This window comes from uncultured Nostoc sp., from assembly GCF_964245575.1.
Classification (GTDB): Bacteria; Cyanobacteriota; Cyanobacteriia; order Cyanobacteriales; family Nostocaceae; genus Nostoc.
Genome location: NZ_CAXTNP010000035.1, coordinates 20,123 through 37,148 on the forward strand (window position 1 = coordinate 20,123; position 17,026 = coordinate 37,148).

Below are 17,026 nucleotides of genomic sequence, written 5' to 3' on the forward strand. Positions count from 1 at the left end.
GCAATGATGAATTGAATAGTGCCAAGTTGTTCAGGTAAAAATTAGCGATCGCCTTTCTATTATCGGAAATCATAGAGAGCGATCGCTCGTCTAGCTAAATTATGCTGTGCCCAAGCCCATTGTTCAGGATTTTCTGTAATATAAAAACCTGTAAAGCATTTTGAAGGTGAATAATAGAAAGTTCTAGATTCTCAGCTTTATCGTCACGTATGCAATCTCGATAGGCAAGTCCTAGAATATTTTGTACTTCTGCCCAGTTTTGTGGATTAGTTTCATAACTACGAATTTTTAAAGCTTTTTGACATAAATTAATAGAAGTTTCTATATTTTGCGCTCTATCTTCTTCTATACGTTTCCAGTAAACAAATGCCAGTATAGTTTGTGCTAATCCCCATATTTTAGAGTAAGTAGTTGAAGTAAATACAGTTTGTCCTACTTGGCAACACACAGGCGCTATTTCTATATATATAATTAAGTGAGTGCAACTTAGGTAATAAAAATGGTGCGTTAGGCAAAGCCATGACGCACCCTACTGTTGAGCAAAGTTGAAGCTTTAATTACGAATTACGAATTAGTAATTATTTTTGAATGGTATTTACTAGCTCAACTCAACTGTTCAAACTTAAATTTCCCTTTAATAAACTTGTTAAAGTATTGACCTTTAGACGGTGCATTGTCTAAGTCTTCCTTGACACTGGGAGGTACTTTGAAATACTCGTAAACACTTCCACTATCAAATTCAATAGTCAGTGTTTGAGTTTTTGGCTCATAGGTAAATTGCTTAATAACGCTGCCTTCAGGCTTGAGTAGCGGGAAGGCGATCGCATCCCGAATACTAGCACAATCAGTTAATAACATTACCAACCGATCAATCCCAATCCCTAAACCACCCGTAGGCGGCATACCGTATTCAAGGGCTGTCAGAAAGTCTTCATCTACACCTTGGGCTTCCAAATCTCCAGCAGCTTTCCTTTCAGCTTGGGCTTCTAGGCGTTCTCTTTGATCGATGGGATCGGTAAGTTCTGAGAAGCTGTTCCCAGTTTCTCGCCCCACTATAAATAACTCAAATCTTTCCACTAAACCAGGTTGAGAACGGTGAGGTTTTGCTAAAGGCGAAATTTCTACAGGGTAATCAATTACAAAGGTAGGTTGAATTAAATTAGCTTCTACCTTTTCTTCAAAAGCTAAATTCAGTAACTTACCAATTGATTTAGCTTCATCTACACCAGGAATACTAGCATTTTTACTTGCCGTTTTTGCTTCTTCCAAACTTTGGAAAGAATTGAAATCCAAGCCTGTAAATTCTTTAACTAAATCGTGCATTGTTACTCGCCGCCAAGGTGGTGTTAAATCTATAGGTTCTCCTTGGTAGGTAATTTGCAATGTACCAAGTACATCTTGGGCGACAGTGGTAATAATCCCTTCAGTCAGCGCCATCATATCGTTGTAATCGGCGTAGGCTTGGTAAATTTCAATCGTTGTAAATTCGGGATTGTGTCGAGTTGAAATTCCCTCATTACGGAAAACCCGCCCCAATTCAAACACCTTTTCAAAACCACCCACAATCAACCGCTTGAGATGAAGTTCTGTGGCAATTCGCAGATACAACTCCATTTCTAAAGTGTTGTGGTAAGTAATAAATGGACGCGCATCTGCACCCCCAGTCTCACTTTGCAAAACAGGCGTTTCAATTTCCAGAAAATCCCGTTCTTCTAAATAGCGACGAATACCGGCAGTAATTTGAGCGCGACGGCGGAAAGTTTGTCGCACTTCCGGGTTAACAATCAAGTCAACGTAGCGCTGACGGTAGCGCTTGGCAACATCCGTTAATCCATGCCACTTGTCGGGTAGGGGCAACAGGGATTTAGTCAGGATAGTATATTGTTTAACGTAGACAGATAACTCGCCCTTTTCAGTCCGTTTAATAGTACCTTTAACTCCCAGGATATCGCCTGCATCTGTGAGTTGTTTTAAATGATTGAAGGCATCAGCATCAATATCTGCCATGCTTTCTTGGATGCGATTTTTATCCAAATAAAGCTGAATCGTGCCAGTTTCATCTTGCAAGGTAAAGAAAGCCAGTTTACCAAAAACGCGACGCGCCATAATCCGTCCAGCGATCGCAACTTCTAAATCAACTTCTTCACCACTGGCTAAATCGGCAAACTGTTCTTGCAACTGAGCTGCATGATGGGTAGATTCCCAACGATAGGCATAGGGATTAGTCCCTAGCTGCTTGAGTTGTTCTACTTTCTCCAGCCTTGCGGCTCGGATATCTTCTTCCGACATGGTAACGAACTTTCAGGGGGCAAGATTAATTATAGATGCTGCAAAAGTTGAGAGTAAGAGATATTTGCACTTTGCAGATGATAATATCGCCAAACCAAATACAATGACACAAACTAGAGTGCGCTTGTGGAATGTAGATGAATATCACCGGATGCTTGAGACGGGTATTATCACAGCCGATGAACGGGTAGAACTGATTGATGGGCAAGTTATCCCCATGAGTGCCAAAAATCCCCCCCATGCAGCAACAACGCTGTGTGCGTCTGATTATCTCAAGCGTTGGCGCAGCCCGCCGCAGGCATCGCTAGCAGAAGTTGCCTTAATTCGGGTGCAAGATCCCATTCAGTTAAGCCAATACTCGGAACCTGAACCAGATATTGCTGTTGTCCGCATTGATGCGCGAAAGTACATTGCTCATCATCCTGCAAATAGTGGGTAAGATAGCTACAAGAAAAAGTGCGATCGCTTGATCGCATTTTATCCAAAAGGCTGTCAGAAAAAATATTATTGGTATCTTCTATGACAAAGGCTCAAAATTTTCCTCTACAACTAAAACCTTTATTTTTGTACTATTTTTAGCGAATGCCTAGATGAAATAGCCTTCATTTTCAAGTTAGTAAATTGCATGATCGCCTTTACAAAATCTTGCTGTTCTGGTTGCAAATGCAGTTTTTCTAGGGCTTGATTAATATTATTACCAGCCCGGAGATTGTGATTAAGTTGGGCACGTTGCGATGTGTTTAAGACTGCCTCAATTTCCCTGTTTCTTCTCTGACGCACAGCCTGGAGTTCTTGGCGTTGTAAAGGAGTCAGGTTAATCTCCGACGAGGTGGAGTAGCTAGCAGTTTTGGTAGTTTGGGTGGAAATAACACCAGAAGTAGTATGGAGTTGAACGGGTGCTGCTAAGGCAATTCCCGGCATGGAAAGGACAAGAGCTAGAATAGCAGCGAACACAGAAAGCCGTTTTTTCAAGTGAATTGCCATATTCAGAAATGCCTACATCTAATTTAATGCTGAGATATAGTTAAGCAATTTTCAAGCGTTAATTTTGAATCTTGGATTTATCCCACCTCGAAGAGGATGGTACTTCAGCTAGAAAATATTATCCGCTTTAAGGGAATCCAAAAAAACTAGAATGGCAAACTTAACTGAATTACTTTTGCTAAAATCCAGACCCAAATTCAAGTTTGTACAAAATCATCACTTGATTGCTCATTTCTGTTAATCTGTCAATGCGTAAGTCCTGGTAAAATTTGGTTGCTAGAATTCCTAACAACAAGAGTTGTATCATAAAATCAAAAAAATAACTAAAATCCTTGTAACTACCTTGGCATTTTATCTATGCTTTGGTGGAGTCGTACAGGCTTGTAGCATTACTAGCATAAGTCCGCAGTGCATTAGGCAATTCTAACGCACTATATATAACTTCACTCAGCACTCAAAACTACTCAGGTCTTTTCATTCTGTCGATTTCTCGTTGTAATTCTTCAATTTGTCGGCGTAAAGCTTCTGTTTCATTTGCGGAGGATTCTGCTGCAACATTTACTGATCCTGAAGCAGGCGATCGCTGATAATTTCCTCGGCGAATTTGCTGGTATTCTTCAGATACTGCCCACGCCCGTAAGTAATGCAAGCGTTCAACTGGGAAAGGATGGCTTAATATCGTACCCTGAGTGCCATTGTAAAGCAAAAATTTATACACCTGATTGAGTCCATCTTCATCCAGTGCCTGATAATTTTCTGACTGCTTGATAAACTCTTGTAAACTACATTCATTGGCATATTTGTTACTACCGCCAGAGAGTTTCATCATCGTTGACATCACCGGATTCAAGTCATCCATGACTAGTAGTGCGGCGCGATCTGACGATAACTCAGCTTTCCGCCGCCACTCAAAAAAGGCGTAAATCAAGCCTTGCGTGACAATATTACCGATGCCGAAGGTCAATTCTCCCAAGGCGGAAGCAGCACTCATCGCCCACATCGCCATTTGAATTAAAATAGTATGACCACATTTAATATGCCCCAGTTCATGGGCTAGCACCGCCCGAATCTCGGCTTCGTCTAGTAAGTCTAGTATCCCTGTATTTATGACTATGTAAGGATTCTCTTGCCCCAGCGCATAGCTATTTGCTTGGGGATTTTGCGAGACAAACAGTGTAGGTTCTGGGTAAATGTCCAAATCTCGGACGCATTCCCGAAACATCTGGTAAATAGTGGAATATTGACGCGGCCCGACTTGGATGGTGTTACCCATTAGATAGACTAACTGAGGGCGTTCGTAGATAAATTCCACAAATTTACGAGCAATTAAATCAAATCCTGGTAAATTTCGTAAAGCTTGCTCGGCTTGGCGATCTAGTGGATGCCTGAAGGCTTCGCTGGAAATTCCTGTGTAAGTTGGCATAATTCAGGGTATTGGGTGATTGGTCATTGGTGATTAGTCATTGGTCAAAAACAAAGGACTAATGACTAATGACAAAGGACAACATAATAGAAATGGGGCTTTGTTCGTAAAAGTCACTTTGTATGGAATTAAAAGCGTGTGATTGAGGCAGAAGTTCATTTTTCATTACATAACTTTTTGCGATCGCAGGCGGGGTTCCCTTCCTGGCCCCATCATTTGACGATGGCACGGTTGGTAGCACGCGCCTTGCGCCTGGGACGTAGTGCCCTAATTCAAGTAGGGGCAGTTTGTGGCTATCAAGGGCGATATCGTACTAGTTTTGTAGCATCAGCCCTAATGTGGCATGGCCCTGTAATTATTGTTGCTCAAGAAGCAGTGCAGCAACTTCTGCTGCGGGTGGAAATTCCCCGTCTACAGCAGTGGCTACCAGCCAATAAAGCGATTAGGACAGGTGACGCTTGGCCTAGTGCCCAGTTCCAAGGGCTACTGTTAACCTCCCCAGAAGCTTGGTTAAAAGGACAATTTGCTGGTGGCGATCGCTTTCCCCAAGGCATTCCCACAATTATTGATGGGGTAGATGATCTAGAAGATTGGGTGCGTCATCAACTTACCCAAGATATTCAGCCCCATGATTGGGATCAACTCATGCTGGCTTGCCCAAATCAAGCTGAGGCAATTCGCGAAGCACGGATACAACTTACACACCAACTTTTTCAGCATCCTGTCAATCCATATCAGTGCTACTTAATTTCCCAGCCAGAAATAGAAATTTTGAGTCGTCTGTATTTGGCTTTAGATCAAGCCAACCTCCCAGATAATTGGAAAAATTTCTGGCAACAATTTCAAACCCTTGATGAAAATCTTTCTCCCCCTGCTCCCCCTGCCCTCTTCTGGGCAACTATTGCCCATCGACAAGGTTTATTTTCTTTGCACTATGCGCCAATGGAATTACGTGAAATCCTCTCACCCTTATGGCAGCGACAACCAGTAGTTTTAATTGGCAGCGCCATAGAACCGGAAACTGAGGCTCCTCTTTTCCGACAGCGCCTTGGTTTGGACGATTTAACTTGCCTAAAGTTCTCTGCGGATCAAGCAGAAGCAATTCAACTGTATGTACCCTATAAATTGCCCCTACCTAATACGCCAGAATTTCAAGCGGCATTTATTCACAAAGTCCGCACACTGGTTTGTTTAAGTGCTACAGCACCAGGATTAACGGTTGTCTTGGTGGGGGATGTACCACTCAAGTCTCAAGTTGCGACAATTCTGGCCTCAGAGTTTGGTTCGCGGGTGCAAGTAGAAAAAACTTGTTTAGATGAAAATGGTATTTTAATTAGCGGTTGGGAATTTTGGCGAGAACATCAACGAGTCTTGCCTGCACCCCATCTGTTAATTATTGCTACTTTACCTTTACCATCTTTAGAAAATCCGCTAGTAGCTGGTAGGGTAGCTCGTTATAAGCGATCGCATCAAGATTGGTTTCGTTTATATTTGTTGCCAGCAGCTTTGAATGAATTACAAAGAGCGATCGCTCCAGTCCGAGAAAGTCAAGGCATTGTTGCTTTACTTGATAGTCGTGTAGTTAATCGCAGCTACGGCGCTCAAATTCTCGCAGCTTTAAGTCCTCTGGCACGCATTAACTATCTTGACCCCAGTCTGTTTTCTAATACCGATGAAGAAAATTCCGCTTAAGGTGATTTGTCAATGCCCAATTTACATTTTATGAAGCTAATCCGATTGGTTGCCTCTCTATAGCCATGATTCCTGGCAAGATAAATTTAGAACCTAAGTAAAATTTGAGTTGCTGATTATGGGTGAAGCAAAGCGTCGTAAAACCACACAAGGGAAAACATACGGTCAAGAGACTCGCATCTTGCCTTGGGTTCCCATCACAAAAACTCAAGGCGAACAATTTGTCAGTTGGACAACTCGTGGTGCCTGGATAGGCATTGGCCTTATGGTTGTAGCATGGGCAACTATCCGTTTTATCGGCCCAGCCTTCGGTTGGTGGCAAGTAGTTTCATAAATCCTGCTGTTAATCTTTTCCCTTGGAGAAACCTTGAATCTTACTCCCCTTCCCTTCTAGGGAAGGGGGTGGGGGTTAGGTCTCTATTGGACTAAACTGTAAACGCTATAAAAACAGACCAGATAAGCGGTTCAGCTTCCAAATGATCTAAATTAAATCAGCGACGCCGAATAGCCCGCACTTCGACCCTTCGACAAGCGAAGGGCAGGCAAAAGCTCAGTGACCATCAAAGACATAGCTTCTTGATACTGGCTTGCTCAGTGAAATCCTAACTGGGCTGCTTGCTGCTTAGTAGTACCTCAGCAGCTACTCTTTTCAATTGGAATTTTCCCGCAGGTTTGGTCAGTGTATGCTCCACGTCTTAGGTCTATCTTTGTAGTATGTAAAGAAGCACTTTTAACCTAAGATTATGCCCTCCTCTAAAAAATCCCTCACCTACCCATCCAGCTACAAAAGCAATCAAGTCGATAACTACCACGGTACTTTAGTCGCAGATCCTTACCGTTGGTTAGAAGATCCTGACTCTGAAGAAACAAGGGCTTGGATTGAAGCACAAAATCAAGTTACTTTTGGCTACTTGAGCGAAATTCCTACCAGGGAAAAAATTAAACAACGCCTCACCAAACTTTGGGATTATGAAAAATATGGTATCCCTTTTAAAGAAGGTGAATCTCTGCAAGACGGTTTCACCGAACGCTACTTTTATTTCAAAAATGACGGACTGCAAAACCAAAGTGTCTTCTACACTCTAAAAACCCTCGATGACGAACCCAAAGTTTTACTTGACCCCAATAAACTTTCAGAAGATGGCACTGTTGCTCTTTCAGGATTGTCTATTAGCGAGGATGGTAAACTTTTAGCATACGGTCTATCTGCCTCTGGTTCTGATTGGCAAGAGTGGAAAGTACGCGATGTTGAAACTGGTGAAGACCTGCAAGACCACCTGAAATGGATTAAATTTTCTGGTGCATCGTGGACACATGATAATCAAGGTTTCTTCTATAGTCGCTACGATGAGCCAAATGAAAAAACTCAATTAGAAGATGTTAACTATTATCAAAAGCTCTACTATCATCAATTAGGTAAACCCCAATCAGAAGATGCACTAATTTACCATCGTCCTGACCAAAAGGAATGGGGTTTCAGTGGCGGTGTTACTGAAGATGGACGCTATTTAATAATTTCAATTTGGCTAGGTACTGACTCCAAAAATTTGGTTTTCTTTAAAGATTTGACTAACCCTAATAGTGAAGTCGTAGAACTAATTAACCAATTTGAGGCAGATTACAGCTTTATCGACAATGATGATAGCGTGTTTTATTTCCGCACGGATTTAAATGCACCACGGGGACGAGTGATTGCTATTGACACCAAAAACCCAGCACCAGCAAATTGGCAAGAAATCATTCCTCAATCAGCAGAAACTTTGGAAAGTGTAGGTATACTCAATAACCAATTTGTTGCTGATTACCTCAAAGACGCTCATAGCCAAATTAAAATATTTGACCTTAAAGGTGCGTTTATTCGTGACGTTGAATTACCTGGACTTGGTTCAGCCGGGGGTTTTGGAGGGAAGCGTCATGATACTGAAACTTTTTATAGTTTCACTAGTTTCACCACACCAGGAACTATCTATCACTACGATATGGTAACTGGTAAAAGTACCATTTTCCGCCAGCCACAGGTGGATTTTAGTCCTAATGATTATGAGACTAAACAAGTCTTTTATCATAGCAAAGATGGTACTAAAATACCAATGTTTATCACTCATAAAAGAGGCATAAAGTTAGATGGAAATAACCCGACTTATCTCTATGCCTATGGTGGTTTTAATGCTTCAATGACACCTGGTTTTTCTGTGAGTCTTTTGGTGTGGATGGAGATGGGTGGTGTCTATGCTATGCCCAATATACGCGGCGGTGGAGAATACGGCGAAGAATGGCATCAAGCAGGAATGAAGCATAAAAAGCAGAATGTCTTTGATGACTTTATTGGCGCTGCTGAGTGGTTGATTGCTAATAAGTATACTAAGACTGAGAAGCTGGCGATCGCAGGTGGTAGTAACGGCGGTTTATTAGTGGGTACTTGTATAACGCAACGTCCCGATTTGTTTGGTGCAGCTTTACCAGCAGTCGGCGTGATGGATATGTTGCGGTTCCACAAATTTACCATCGGCTGGGCTTGGACTTCCGAATATGGTTCAGCAGATAATCCAGAAGAGTTTCCAGCGCTGTATGCTTATTCGCCACTACATAACATTAAACCAGATACAGCTTACCCAGCAACCTTAATTACCACAGCCGATCATGACGATCGCGTTGTCCCTGCTCATAGTTTCAAATTTGCCGCAGCTTTACAAGCAAATCACGCAGGTGATGCGCCAACGCTAATTAGAATTGAGACTAAAGCAGGACATGGTGCGGGTAAACCCACGGCTAAAATTATCGAAGAAGCCTCAGACAAATGGGCTTTTTTGGTGCGTACTTTGAATGTTGAAGTTTAGGGGTTAATTTATTTGTAGGGTGCGTTAACGCAGTGTAACGCACTACATTATTTCCATAAGCGTCAAACTTCCCTATACAATACCACTCACCCAACACACTTAGTATTGACTGCTTGATCAATTTTATAAACGCGATCGCTTCCACTTCTGGGTAAGGTGTATCCCAAATACTGCGATGTCACTATCTTGAAATGCACGCAGCACCAAATCGTTGTGTTTCCATGTTGATTGAAACTTGAGAGATGACTTAGCATTAAATAATTATGTAAAAGCGATCGCTCGGAAAAATCACAAGTTAGAAAATTTGTTGTAAGAAACTATTGACTAAAAGATGTTATCACCCAGATACCAAATTAAAAGTGAATCAGTTTAAAGGGTAAGGGTGGAGAAAAACAATTATTTACCTTCACCCTTACTGCTTCCCTTCATCTGAGCAAGAAGTTTTATTTCTTTATCCCTCTTGTGCTTAAAACGCGACAGCTTGGGCTGTCCCCTTCAGATGGATTGTTGTATAAATTTGTTTCTGCCCCTGGTTGAATTGAGGAATCACAGAAAAGCGGTTTGTTGTGGTGATTCCTTTAGTTTCAACTTTTACTTCGTTGCTAGATCCAAGGTTTACACGGGGTATGAGCAAGCTAAATGTGGTGTTGCCAGTATCTACTGTCTTTTTAATAGTCACAGTTACTAGTGTACCAATTTCCGTATCTACAGTACGGATCTCATCTCCCGCAAAGTTTAATGTCTGTTTCTGCTCTTGATAGTTGAAAAGGGGCTTACCAGTAAAGCTTGATGTTGAGTAATTAACACTAACTTTCTCGCCTTTGGAATTATACCCTGTGAAATTATACAAGTTCGGTGTTCTTTGTTCTTGAGCATGAGATTGTAATACAGGTATTGCTGCTAAGGTTATACCTAATGTGAATGATGCAATTAAGTTTCTTGTTTGCATATTTAAAAAAGTTATTGCTAGTTTGACGAAGATATCTACCCTGATGGGATGACAAGGAATGAAACCAATTATAAAAGTGGATATTCCGAAAAAGTTATAAAACTTAACATATAGCAATTTTTGTTAATCTAGTTGCAATAATTTATAACAGTGCGTCTAGTTACATGTGTCTTGAAAATAGGCAATAAGTGGCAAAAAATAAGGAAAAGAATTGTTTCTACCCTTGTTTTGGGCTATTGCTCGTAGGTGTCTCAATACGCTTCGGTTAACATGTTGCCTCTCGAAGATCCCCCCAACCCACCGATAAATTGGGGGGATTTTTCTGATCTTTATCCCCTTTTTAAGGGGATCGCCGCAGGCGGGGGGATCTTATCCGAACCGTATTGATAGGTATCTTGCAAATAGGTAAACTTGAAAACCGACTATTAGCGGCATAGTGGAAATAAAGCTACCATTAAAAATGGTAAAAAAGCCGAGAATGTAAGTCTTTTTACTTCCAGAAAGCGATACTAAGGTTTTGTTTTATAATTAGAAATTTTGCATTTCCCATTGCTTATGAAGCTACGCCCATATATGCTTGTAGGGTTTTTTCTTAGCCTTCTGCTAAGTATTGTGCCTTTTTCGGGCAATTTCACCAATGCTGTAACACCAACAGCAGTCGCACCTGTATCAGCTGTTTCATTCACCCAGGGTGTACAAAAAACCGTATTAGACAACGGCTTAACAGTGCTAACTAAAGAAGTCCATACCGCTCCAGTAGTGAGCGTACAAGTTTGGTATAAAGTTGGCTCACGTAATGAGGTTAAGGGAGAGAATGGCATTTCTCACCAGCTAGAACATTTAATGTTCAAAGGTACAACTGAGCGTCCTGTACAGTTTGGAAGGTTATTTAGTGCCTTGGGTAGCCAGTTCAATGCTTTTACTAGTTATGACGAAACAGCTTACTTTGGCACTGTGCAACGAGACAAACTCGAAGCATTGTTGACACTAGAAGCTGATCGCATGGAAAACTCCTTAGTTGGGCCTGAACAACTTACAAGTGAAAAGCGGGTGGTGATCTCCGAGTTACAGGGGTACGAAAATTCACCAGGCTATCGTCTGAGTCGGGAAGTGATGCGAGATGCTTTCCCTAATAGAGCCTATGGCTTACCTGTGGGAGGCACAAAAGCTGATGTACAGAAATTCACGGTGGAGCAGGTGCGGAATTATTACCAAACCTACTACAGCCCAGAAAATGCCACGTTGGTGATTACAGGGGATTTTGCCACAGAACCTGTACTCAAAGTTGTTAAAGAAACTTATGGGAAGTTGGCAAAACGAGGCAAAGAGGACACGGGGACACTTTTAGACCAGAACAGTGAGAGGGGAAATGTCACCGCGTCTTCTGCGGTTGCCTCTACTACTAAAAAAGCACCGATTGTTTTGAAGCAACCTGGAAGTGCGGCACTACTGCAAGCAGTGTATCCTCTGCCAGATATCAAGCATCCTGATGTCCCAGCAATTGATGTGATGGATGCCATTCTCACAGGCGGACGTAGCTCTAGGCTTTACCAGGCTTTGGTGGAATCTGGACTCGCTAGTTCCGTGAGTGGCGGTGCAGCCGAACTTATCGAACCAGGTTGGTATGAAATTAATGCTACGGCGGCTCCGGGTCAAGAGTTAGGTAAAATTGGCCAAGTGCTTCAGGAATCTTTAGCAAAATTGCAAGAACAGCCAGTTACTACAGAAGAATTAAACCGGGCGAAGACGCAACTGCAAGCCTCGTATATCTTGGGTAACCAAGACATCACTAGTCAGGCAACCCAACTGGGATATAACCAAACTGTAGCCGGCGATTATCGTTTTATTGAACAGTATCTAGCTGCGATCGCTAAAGTCACCCCTACCCAAGTGCAGCAAGCAGCAAAAACTTACCTCAATCCGGCCAAACAAACCATTGGCTTCTTTGAGCCAACTCAACCAGATGGGAAACCAGGAAGTTCTAGCGCTGGTTCTGGTCGCACAGTGGAAAATTTCAGCCCTGGTAAGCCTGTAGATCCAGCAGAACTGGCTAAATATCTGCCACCTGCCACATCAGCGACAGATTCGAGCAAACAATCATTACCAGAAGAGTTTACCTTAAATAATGGTTTGCGGGTTTTGCTCTTGCGCGATCGCAACCTCCCCACCATTAACCTGAGTGGACAAATTGACGCTGGTACTGAATTTGACGGTAATCAAAAAGCTGGATTAGCGAATTTGACTGCGGCCAACTTAATGAATGGGACGCAAACTAAAAATGCTCTTACCCTAGCAAAAACCTTAGAAGACCGGGGAGCCGATTTGAACTTCGGTGCCACCCGCGAGGGAGTTAGCGTTGGCGGTGAGGGACTTTCAGCAGACTTGCCGATATTGATTCAAACTCTGGCAGATGTGTTAGAAAATGCCACTTTCCCCGCCGAACAGTTAGAACTGAGTCGCCAACGGGCACTGACAAGTCTCAAAGTCCAGCTAGATGACCCCAGAGGTTTAGGACGACAAGTATTTCAGCAAGCAATTTACCCAGAAGATCATCCATTCCACAGCTTTCCTACAGCCGAGAGTTTAAAGACCATTACTCGTGATGATTTGCTTGGCTTCTACCAGACCCACTACCGACCAGATAGTACAACGATCGCAATAGTTGGAGACTTTGATCCAGTTAAGGTAAAAGCTTTGCTGAATCAGGCGCTTGGCAAATGGTCAGCCACAGGTAAGCCACCTGTTCTCAAAATACCATCCGTGTCCTTGCCGCAAACTTTGACACGTTTAAACAAAGTAATACCTGGTAAATCCGAAGCTGTTACCTACATCGGCTACAACGGTATCTCTCGGAAAGACCCACGTTATTATGCAGCACTGATACTGAATCAAATTTTGGGTGGTGATACCTTAGCGAGTCGCTTGGGTACGGAAGTGCGCGATCGCCAGGGTCTAACCTACGGTATCTATAGTGGTTTTGCCGCCGGAATCAATCCCGGCCCGTTCTTGATTCAGATGCAGACTGCTCCTCTTGATACCCAAAAAGCGATCGCTAGTACTCTTGCTTTACTCAAACAGCTGCGTGAACAAGGAGTGACTGAGGATGAATTCAACGCAGCAAAACGCTCAATTACTAATAGCTACCCCGTGAATTTAGCTAATCCCAGTGATGTATCAAGCATCATTTTGGATAATGCTGTCTTGGGACTTTCACGCTCAGAAATCCGAGACTTTCCCCAGAGGATACAAGCAGTCACGATGACTCAAATGCAACAGGCAATTGAGGATTTAATTAAGCCGCAAAATCTGATAATTGTCACTGCTGGCCCTGGAGAGACTGTACCCAAAGGCAGCTAATTACCTCAAGCTATGTGATCGTCTTGTAGAGAGGGCTACCCAACGGAAACACTTCGCGAACAGTCATCATTTGAGGACTTTAGTCCTCTCTACCAAACGCACTCGCGTTAACTACAAACCTTGAATTATTCACGCTGCTCTACTTAATGCTGACTTTTCATGGTATCTGAAAACCTCACTTCTATTTCTCTCTTTCTTTAAGGAGAGAGACTTTGAATTTTCCCCCTTCCCGTGTCGGGAAGGGGGTTAGGTTTTCGTGGACTTTTCCACATAATGTGAAAAGTCAGCTACTTAACGCTGTTTGATTCGCTGTCAAAGGTAAGTTTCAAACAATTTTTCATTTGTCAATAATACTGAGTGCTTAAGTTTTTCAGCGTAAAACTTCGCAGCCATGTTCCGCAAGTGCTGTATTATGCACAGTCAATTGCTGAAACGTTCAGCTTTTTGTCTCACAGAGGAGCGATCGCAACAAGCTTTATTTAGCGCAGCATCAAAAAGCAACGTTATGATAATTAATCGTCTAATAATAAATAAGTTGGCACAAATAAACCTCAATAGTACGGAGACGATTAATCGCCTCTGTAGAGCAGTCAAAAATCATTGAACTATAGACTTTGGGCTATAAACTCTTGAGAGTGGACTGTTAGGTGCTGCACCCAACTAAAATCAGCCGTTGTACAAATTTCCATAAGGATAATTGAAGTGACTAAGACTAACTCAGACTTTCTTACCTCCACCGATCCAGCGATCGCGGAGTTAATCAACGACGAACTACAGCGTCAGCGAGATCACTTGGAATTGATTGCTAGCGAAAACTTTACCTCTGCTGCTGTACTGGCGGCTCAAGGTTCAGTACTGACAAATAAATATGCCGAGGGATTACCTGGTAAACGCTACTATGGCGGTTGTGAGTATATCGACAAAATTGAGCAACTAGCGATCAATCGTGCTAAACAGATATTTGGTGCTGCTCATGCGAATGTGCAACCTCATTCTGGCGCACAAGCCAATTTTGCAGTGTTCCTGTCGCTGTTAGAACCAGGAGACAAAATTATGGGGATGGATTTGTCTCATGGGGGACATCTCACCCACGGTTCACCTGTAAATGTCTCAGGTAAGTGGTTCCAAGTTAGCCACTACGGCGTCAGCCAACAAACAGAACAACTTGACTACGATCAAATTCGGGAGCTGGCGCTGAGGGAGCGTCCTAAGCTCTTAATTTGTGGTTATTCGGCTTATCCCCGTATAATTGACTTTGAAAAGTTCCGTAGTATTGCTGATGAAATCGGCGCTTACTTACTTGCCGATATTGCCCATATTGCTGGTTTAGTTGCTAGTGGTCTTCATCCCGATCCCATTCCTCATTGTCATGTAGTGACAACAACTACACATAAGACTCTACGCGGCCCTAGAGGTGGTTTAATTTTGACCAGCGACGCAGAACTAGGTAAAAAGCTAGATAAATCTGTTTTTCCTGGCAGCCAAGGCGGGCCATTGGAACACGTCATTGCTGGTAAAGCAGTAGCTTTTGGAGAAGCCCTAAAGCCTGAGTTTAAAACCTATTCTGCCCAAGTGATCGAAAATGCTCGTTCTTTGGCAGAACAATTACAAAACCGGGGTTTAAAGCTAGTCTCAAATGGCACTGATAACCATTTAATCCTCGTGGATTTACGCTCTGTCGATCTAACTGGGAAGCAGGCAGATCAGCTAGTTAGTACCGTGAATATTACTGCTAACAAAAATACTATTCCCTTTGATCCGCAATCCCCATTTGTTACCAGTGGTTTAAGGTTAGGTTCGCCTGCAATGACTACGCGAGGTTTAGGAGAAGCAGAATTTACCGAGATTGCAAATATTATTAGCGATCGCCTGCTTTCTCCAGATTCCGACGTAGTAACCCAAGATTGTCGGCAACGGGTAGCAGCATTGTGCGATCGCTTCCCCTTATATCCTCACCTGGAAATTCCTGTACCAGCATTAGCATAATTGGACATGGGGCATGGGGCATTTGTCAATAGTTCTTCTTCCCCATTCCCCACTCACCATTCCCCATTCCCCACTCCCTACTTCCCTTCCCCAATCCAATGAGTGCAGAAATTATTTGTGTTGGTACAGAATTGCTACTAGGAGATATCCTCAACGGCAATGCTCAATTTTTGGCGCAACAATTAGCGCAACTCGGAATTCCCCACTACTATCAAACAGTGGTTGGGGATAATCCAGAACGGTTGAAGCAAGTTATAGAAATTGCTATTTCCAGAGCGCAAATTCTCATTTTCACTGGTGGACTCGGCCCAACACCAGATGATCTCACCTGCGAAACGATCGCCGATTTTTTTAAAGTTCCTTTGGTAGAACGCTCTGACATCATCGAAGACATAACCCAAAAATTCGCTCAACGTGGTCGGGTTATGTCACCAAGTAACCGTAAGCAAGCTTTGATTCCCCAAGGTGCAGAAATTCTTTCAAACCCCACTGGAACAGCACCCGGTATCATTTGGCAACCTCGTCCTGAAATCACAATTTTTACCTTTCCCGGTGTTCCCAGTGAAATGCACCTGATGTGGGAAGAAACAGCCGTGCCATTTCTCAAAAGTCAAGGTTGGGGTAAAGAAATTATTTACAGCCGGAGTTTAAAGTTTTGGGGTATTGGTGAATCTGCTTTGGCGGAAAAAGTTGCTTCCTATTTGAAATTGCCAAATCCCACAGTAGCGCCTTACGCAGGTAAAGGGGAAGTAAGATTGCGAGTTTCTGCTAAAGCAACTTCAGAAGCAGCCGCAGAAGCCCTAATTGCGCCCATTGAAAAACAACTTAAAGAAATTGCCGGACTGGATTTTTACGGCGTTAATAATGATACTCTTGCTTCCGTGGTTGGTCAGTTGTTACAGGCATCAAAAGAAACGCTTTCGGTGGCAGAATCTTGCACTGGTGGCGGTTTAGGGCAAATGTTGACTGAGATTTCTGGGAGTTCTGATTACTTTTGGGGTGGAGTAATTTCTTATGAGAATTCGGTGAAGGTTGGGCTGCTGGGGGTTAACCCAGAAGATTTAGATAAATTTGGGGCGGTAAGCGCGATCGTTGCAGAGCAAATGGCTGTTGGCGTCAAAACCCGCCTTGCAACAACTTGGGGATTGAGTATTACTGGTATTGCTGGCCCAACTGGAGGGACAGATACTAAGCCGGTGGGTTTAGTTTACATTGGTTTAGCTGGGCCAAAGGATGAAGTGGCAAGTTTTGAGTATCAGTTTGGTACAGTGCGAGGTCGAGCTTTAATTCGTCATGTCAGCGCGAATGCAGCGTTGGATAATCTGCGCCGGAAGTTGTTGACGAGGTAGAAGTATATTATGTTTGTCATACAATTTGTATGACAAACGAACTTAACGATGCGAATTAATGCGCGATTAGATGAAGAGTATGCTGACAAACTAGCTTACATGCAACACCCGGATTTCTCACAAAGCCTGAAAAAAGAAGAGTCAAAAACTGCCAAAATGA

At 42.9% G+C, this 17,026-nt stretch carries 12 protein-coding genes; 7 read left to right on the forward strand and 5 right to left on the reverse strand.

Features of this window, described 5'->3' with window-relative positions; translation table 11 throughout:
- Positions 1-94: 94 nt before the first annotated feature.
- Together ACFFAP_RS08330 and lysS are read right to left on the reverse strand one after the other, a co-directional pair.
- Positions 95-448 carry a hypothetical protein gene (locus ACFFAP_RS08330; RefSeq protein ID WP_375510781.1) on the reverse strand — a complete coding sequence of 118 codons (354 nt, stop codon included), beginning with the start codon at positions 446-448 and terminating at the stop codon, positions 95-97.
- Positions 449-603: 155 nt separating this feature from the next.
- Positions 604-2,289: a lysine--tRNA ligase gene (gene lysS, locus ACFFAP_RS08335; protein WP_375510782.1), complete on the reverse strand. Its 1,686-nt coding sequence runs from the start codon at positions 2,287-2,289 to the stop codon at positions 604-606.
- On the opposite strand from lysS, the gene ACFFAP_RS08340 reads away from it, so the two are divergent.
- Positions 2,288-2,728, forward strand: a complete 441-nt coding sequence (locus ACFFAP_RS08340) for a Uma2 family endonuclease (protein WP_375510783.1) — start codon at positions 2,288-2,290, stop codon at positions 2,726-2,728. The genes lysS and ACFFAP_RS08340 overlap by 2 nt on opposite strands.
- Before the next feature lie 119 nt (positions 2,729-2,847).
- Here ACFFAP_RS08340 and ACFFAP_RS08345 read toward each other — a convergent pair whose 3' ends face one another.
- Positions 2,848-3,273: a hypothetical protein gene (locus tag ACFFAP_RS08345; protein WP_375510784.1), complete on the reverse strand. Its 426-nt coding sequence runs from the start codon at positions 3,271-3,273 to the stop codon at positions 2,848-2,850.
- A 460-nt stretch (positions 3,274-3,733) separates the two neighbouring features.
- Complete coding sequence (locus ACFFAP_RS08350) at positions 3,734-4,696, reverse strand: M48 family metallopeptidase (RefSeq protein ID WP_375510785.1); 963 nt, start codon at positions 4,694-4,696, stop codon at positions 3,734-3,736.
- Between the two features lie 138 nt (positions 4,697-4,834).
- On the opposite strand from ACFFAP_RS08350, the gene ACFFAP_RS08355 reads away from it, so the two are divergent.
- The 3 genes from ACFFAP_RS08355 (at position 4,835) to ACFFAP_RS08365 (ending at position 9,225) form a co-directional block, all read left to right on the forward strand.
- Complete coding sequence (locus ACFFAP_RS08355; protein WP_375510786.1) at positions 4,835-6,388, forward strand: helicase C-terminal domain-containing protein; 1,554 nt, start codon at positions 4,835-4,837, stop codon at positions 6,386-6,388.
- A gap of 118 nt (positions 6,389-6,506) precedes the next feature.
- Positions 6,507-6,722: a DUF2839 domain-containing protein gene (locus tag ACFFAP_RS08360; RefSeq protein WP_375510787.1), complete on the forward strand. Its 216-nt coding sequence runs from the start codon at positions 6,507-6,509 to the stop codon at positions 6,720-6,722.
- Positions 6,723-7,131: 409 nt separating this feature from the next.
- Positions 7,132-9,225, forward strand: a complete 2,094-nt coding sequence (locus ACFFAP_RS08365) for a prolyl oligopeptidase family protein (protein WP_375510788.1) — start codon at positions 7,132-7,134, stop codon at positions 9,223-9,225.
- Between the two features lie 466 nt (positions 9,226-9,691).
- Here the strand turns inward: ACFFAP_RS08365 and ACFFAP_RS08370 are convergent, their stop codons facing one another.
- Positions 9,692-10,174, reverse strand: a complete 483-nt coding sequence (locus tag ACFFAP_RS08370; protein WP_375510789.1) for a hypothetical protein — start codon at positions 10,172-10,174, stop codon at positions 9,692-9,694.
- A 573-nt stretch (positions 10,175-10,747) separates the two neighbouring features.
- On the opposite strand from ACFFAP_RS08370, the gene ACFFAP_RS08375 reads away from it, so the two are divergent.
- From ACFFAP_RS08375 to ACFFAP_RS08385, 3 genes are all read left to right on the forward strand, one after another.
- A complete protein-coding gene (locus ACFFAP_RS08375) occupies positions 10,748-13,531 on the forward strand; it encodes a M16 family metallopeptidase (RefSeq protein ID WP_375510790.1) in 2,784 nt (927 codons plus the stop codon).
- A 702-nt stretch (positions 13,532-14,233) separates the two neighbouring features.
- Positions 14,234-15,517, forward strand: a complete 1,284-nt coding sequence (glyA, locus tag ACFFAP_RS08380) for a serine hydroxymethyltransferase (RefSeq protein ID WP_375510791.1) — start codon at positions 14,234-14,236, stop codon at positions 15,515-15,517.
- A 98-nt stretch (positions 15,518-15,615) separates the two neighbouring features.
- Positions 15,616-16,866 (forward strand): competence/damage-inducible protein A, encoded by a 1,251-nt coding sequence (locus ACFFAP_RS08385; RefSeq protein WP_375510792.1) that lies wholly within the window; start codon positions 15,616-15,618, stop codon positions 16,864-16,866.
- The last annotated feature ends 160 nt before the right edge of the window (positions 16,867-17,026 follow it).

What these genes read in the sequence shown, in the direction of transcription:
- ACFFAP_RS08340 (WP_375510783.1), top strand. Translation starts at nt 2,288, where the DNA reads ATGGTAACGAACTTTCAGGGGGCAAGATTAATTATAGATGCTGCAAAA.
- lysS (WP_375510782.1), bottom strand. Translation starts at nt 2,289, where the DNA reads ATGTCGGAAGAAGATATCCGAGCCGCAAGGCTGGAGAAAGTAGAACAA.
- ACFFAP_RS08345 (WP_375510784.1), bottom strand. Translation starts at nt 3,273, where the DNA reads ATGGCAATTCACTTGAAAAAACGGCTTTCTGTGTTCGCTGCTATTCTA.
- ACFFAP_RS08350 (WP_375510785.1), bottom strand. Translation starts at nt 4,696, where the DNA reads ATGCCAACTTACACAGGAATTTCCAGCGAAGCCTTCAGGCATCCACTA.
- ACFFAP_RS08360 (WP_375510787.1), top strand. Translation starts at nt 6,507, where the DNA reads ATGGGTGAAGCAAAGCGTCGTAAAACCACACAAGGGAAAACATACGGT.
- ACFFAP_RS08365 (WP_375510788.1), top strand. Translation starts at nt 7,132, where the DNA reads ATGCCCTCCTCTAAAAAATCCCTCACCTACCCATCCAGCTACAAAAGC.
- ACFFAP_RS08370 (WP_375510789.1), bottom strand. Translation starts at nt 10,174, where the DNA reads ATGCAAACAAGAAACTTAATTGCATCATTCACATTAGGTATAACCTTA.
- ACFFAP_RS08375 (WP_375510790.1), top strand. Translation starts at nt 10,748, where the DNA reads ATGCTTGTAGGGTTTTTTCTTAGCCTTCTGCTAAGTATTGTGCCTTTT.
- ACFFAP_RS08385 (WP_375510792.1), top strand. Translation starts at nt 15,616, where the DNA reads ATGAGTGCAGAAATTATTTGTGTTGGTACAGAATTGCTACTAGGAGAT.